The sequence below is a fragment of the Mesorhizobium sp. M7A.F.Ca.US.006.04.2.1 genome (assembly GCF_004022915.1).
In the GTDB taxonomy this organism is placed as follows: domain Bacteria; phylum Pseudomonadota; class Alphaproteobacteria; order Rhizobiales; family Rhizobiaceae; genus Mesorhizobium; species Mesorhizobium ciceri.
Window position 1 is genome coordinate 1 of sequence record NZ_RZQA01000624.1, and the last position, 3,886, is coordinate 3,886.

At 65.0% G+C, this 3,886-nt stretch carries 3 protein-coding genes and 1 pseudogene; all 4 read left to right on the forward strand.

The annotated features are described in order from the left end of the window. The coding region (locus tag EN925_RS26690; protein ID WP_206632945.1) for an SEC-C metal-binding domain-containing protein at positions 1 to 1,186 on the forward strand (1,186 nt) is incomplete at its 5' end. Between the two features lie 186 nt (positions 1,187 to 1,372). Further along, positions 1,373 to 1,594, forward strand: coding sequence for a hypothetical protein (locus EN925_RS26695; RefSeq protein WP_127369018.1), 222 nt, complete (start codon positions 1,373 to 1,375; stop codon positions 1,592 to 1,594). A 95-nt stretch (positions 1,595 to 1,689) separates the two neighbouring features. Further along, on the forward strand, positions 1,690 to 3,090 hold the full coding sequence (locus EN925_RS26700; RefSeq protein ID WP_013529438.1) for a lipopolysaccharide biosynthesis protein: 1,401 nt from the start codon (positions 1,690 to 1,692) through the stop codon (positions 3,088 to 3,090). Beyond that, positions 3,090 to 3,886, forward strand: a pseudogene (locus EN925_RS26705) (GNAT family N-acetyltransferase); the annotation flags it as partial. The gene EN925_RS26700 and the pseudogene EN925_RS26705, both read left to right, overlap by 1 nt.

Here is a 3,886-nt window from a genome sequence, read left to right on the forward strand (position 1 = left end):
GCTGGGCGACATGCCGGCCGGCCCCGAACGCGAGGCGCGGGAAAAGGAAATCATTGCCGACATTGAGCGGCTGAAGGAAAAGGCATTGGCCGCCGGCGGCCTCTATGTGCTGGCCACCGAACGCCACGAATCGCGCCGCATCGACAACCAGCTGCGTGGCCGCTCCGGTCGCCAGGGCGACCCCGGCCGCTCGAAATTCTTCCTGTCCCTGCAAGACGATCTGATGCGCATCTTCGGCTCCGAGCGCATGGACGGCATGCTGCAGAAGCTCGGCCTCAAGGAAGACGAGGCGATCATCCATCCGTGGATCAACAAGGCGCTGGAAAAGGCGCAGAAGAAGGTCGAGGCGCGCAACTTCGACATCCGCAAGAACCTGTTGAAATATGACGACGTCTCCAACGACCAGCGCAAGGTGGTGTTCGAGCAGCGCATCGAACTGATGGACGGCGAAGGCCTCTCCGAAACGATCGCCGAGATGCGCGAAGGCGTCATCGACGAGATCGTCGCCAAGGCCATTCCCGAAAACGCCTATGCCGAGCAGTGGAACGTTGCCGGACTGAAGGCCGAGATCGCCGAGTTCCTGAACCTCGACCTGCCGGTCGAGGACTGGGCCAAGGAAGAGGGCATCGCCGAGGACGACATCCGCGAGCGCATCGCGCAGGCCGCCGAAGCCGCCGCCAAGGAGCGCGCCGAGCGTTTTGGCCCCGAGGTGATGAATTACGTCGAGCGCTCGGTAGTGCTGCAGACGCTCGACCATCTGTGGCGCGAGCACATCGTCAATCTCGACCATCTGCGTTCGGTCGTCGGCTTCCGCGGCTACGCCCAGCGCGATCCGCTGCAGGAGTACAAGGGCGAGGCGTTCGAACTCTTCCAGGCCATGCTTGGCAATCTGCGCCAGGCCGTCACCGCGCAGCTGATGCGCGTCGAACTGGTCCGTCAGGCCGCCGAAGCGCCGCCTCCGGAAGCCCCCGACATGTTCGGCACCCATATCGACGGCACCACCGGCGAAAACGACTTCGAAGGCGGCGAAACCGCCCTCCTGGTCCGCCCGGAGACAACCGCAATCGTCGCCCCCGAAGACCGCGACCCCGACAACCAGGCCACCTGGGGCAAAGTCGGCCGCAACGAAGCCTGCCCCTGCGGATCGGGAAAGAAGTACAAGCACTGCCACGGGGCGTTTGCGTAAGGGGCGCTTTTCCTTCTCCCCGTTCACGGGGGTGAGGCGTGGTCCGCGTAACGGACGAAAAGCCAATTGCTTGGCTTTTCGAACGACGAACGCCCGGAGCGATAGCGAAGGGCTGGAGTGCCGACGTTCGCGATTAGCCAATCTCCCCACCTGAGGGGGAGATGGCCGGCAGGCCAGAGGGGGGCGATGTCCCGCCGACTAAGCCGCCTCGAACTCGAACTTCAGCTGCGCGGCCTCATCCTCTGGCAGCCAAGGCACCATCTGAGGCACGATCTTGCGATAAAGCCGGGTGCTATCCTGATCGGCAACGTCTCCGTGCTGCGCGCCTCGGCGATGATGAAACAGCGGCGCAACCTCAAACGCCTGCGCCGCCCCTCACCCGCCTGCCGGCACGTTCTCCCCGTATAGGGACGGGGCGAAGGAACTTCTCACCCAACCGTTTCTTAATGTGTCTCCGCTACACCAACGCCTGAAAAAGAAGCGGAAAACGGAGAGAAATCGGGGTGCGCTTTTCCGCGGCCACGACTGCCGGGCGGTTCTTGCCGCAGCGTTGGGCGCTGCGCATGGGGCCGTTGCTTGGCCGCATCGATGCCGTGCTGTTCACCGCCGACGAGCGCGGCGAGGCCAGCCGCATGTCGGTCATCGCCTTCTCGGTCCGCATCGTCAGCGCCGTCATTGCCTTCGTCAGCCAGGTGCTGATGGCACGCTGGATGGGCTCGTTCGAGTACGGCATCTTCGTCTTAGTCTGGGTGACGATGGTCATCGTCGGCAATCTCGCCTGCCTGGGCTTCCACACCTCCGTCATCCGCTACATTCCCGAATACCGCGAGCGCGGCTTGATGGACGAGTTGCGCGGCATCGTGCTGGCCAGCCGTCTGTTCGTGCTGATCGCCTCGACGCTGATTGCCGGGCTCGGCGCGCTCGGCGTCTGGCTGGCGGCACCCTGGATCGAGAGCTACTATGTGATCCCGTTCATCCTCGGCGTCATCTGCCTGCCGATGATCGCCATGTCCGACCTCCTGTCGGGCCTGGCACGCGCCAACAGCTGGGCGCTGTTTGCCCTGTCGCCGACCTATCTGGTGCGACCGGTGCTGATCCTGCTGTTCATGGCGCTGATGCTGTTGGCGGGCTACGCACCCGATGCCAGGACCGCAATCTTTGCTTCGATCGCCGCCACCTACGCCACAACGCTCGGCCAGCTTATCGGTGTCACCCAGCGCATGGAACGGCAGATTCCGGCCGGGCCGATGAAGGTCCATTTCGCGCAATGGTTCATCGTCTCGCTGCCGATCTTCCTGGTCGAGAGCTTCTTCTTCCTGCTGACCAATGCCGACGTGCTGATGGTCGGCGCCTATATGGACCCCAATGACGTCGCCGTCTATTTCGCCACGGTGAAGACGCTGGCGCTGGTGCATTTCGTCTACTTCGCCGTCAAGGCCGGCGTTGCCCAGCGCTACGCCCAGTTCACCCATGGCGACCCGCAAAGGCTCGCCGCCTTTGCCCGCGAGACGGTGTCGTGGACGTTCTGGCCTTCGCTGTTGATGGCGCTGCTTGTGCTGGCGCTCGGCGAGCCGATGCTGGTGCTGTTCGGCCCGGAATTCAGCAGCGGCTATCCCTTGCTGTTCCTGCTCGTCTTCGGCGTCGCGGCGCGCGCCGCCGTCGGCCCCTGCGAAAGCCTGCTGACGATGAGCGGCAACCAGAACATCTGCGCCGCCGTCTATGCCATGACGCTGGCCTTCAACATCGCCCTCAACGTGATGCTGATCCCGATGTTCGGCCTGTGGGGCGCGGCCATGGCCACCGCCTTTGCCATGATCTTCGAAGCCGGCGCGCTGTCCTTCACGGTGTGGCGCAAGCTCGGCATCGTCATGCTTATCTTCGTGCCTGCGAAAGGAGCCGCGTGATGGCTGCCATCCCGTTGCTTGAGGAAACCAGCGGCGGCACCGCCGGCGCCATGGTGTCGGGCCTTGCCGGGCTGACCCGTGACGCCGACCCCGCCCATATCGAGATTCTCGCCAACAACCGGCCCGAGCGCAAGCTCGCCATCTACCCGGCATCCGCCGGCTTCGACCTGGTCGAGGAACTGGATTATCTCTGCGCCCGCACGGTCGAGCCCAACGTGTTCTTCAACCCGCGTTTCCTTGCGCCCGCCATGCCGCGGCTGGAGGATCGCGAGGTGCGGCTGGCGGTCATCCGCGACGGCGACGAATACCGCAACCGGCTGCGCCTTCTGGTGCCGTTCTCGGTGGAACGGCCGGTGGTGCCGCTCGGCGTGCCGGTGATGCGCACATGGTCGAGCCCGTTCGGTCCGCTCGGCACGCCGCTGGTCGACCGCGACGACCCGGTGGGCGTCGTCGAGGATTTCTTCTCGATGCTGTCGCGCCCGCATCTCAAGCTGCCGAAAGTGTTCGTCCTGCCCGATGTCCGGCTCGATGGCCCGGTGGCGAGCCTGTTTGCCACCGTGGCCGAGACGCGCGGCCTGATGCTGGTCACCACCGGCCAGACCCTGCGCCCGGCGCTGGAAAGCGAGCGCGACGGCGATGACTATCTGAAGGCCTCGCTGCGTTCGCACCATTATCGCGAGTTCCGGCGGCTGAAGCGGCGCCTCGGCGACCTCGGCAGGCTGGAGCATGTCGTGGCGCGCGGCCCCGAAGACATCCGCCACGCCATCGAGAACTTCCTGACGCTGGAGGCGGCCGG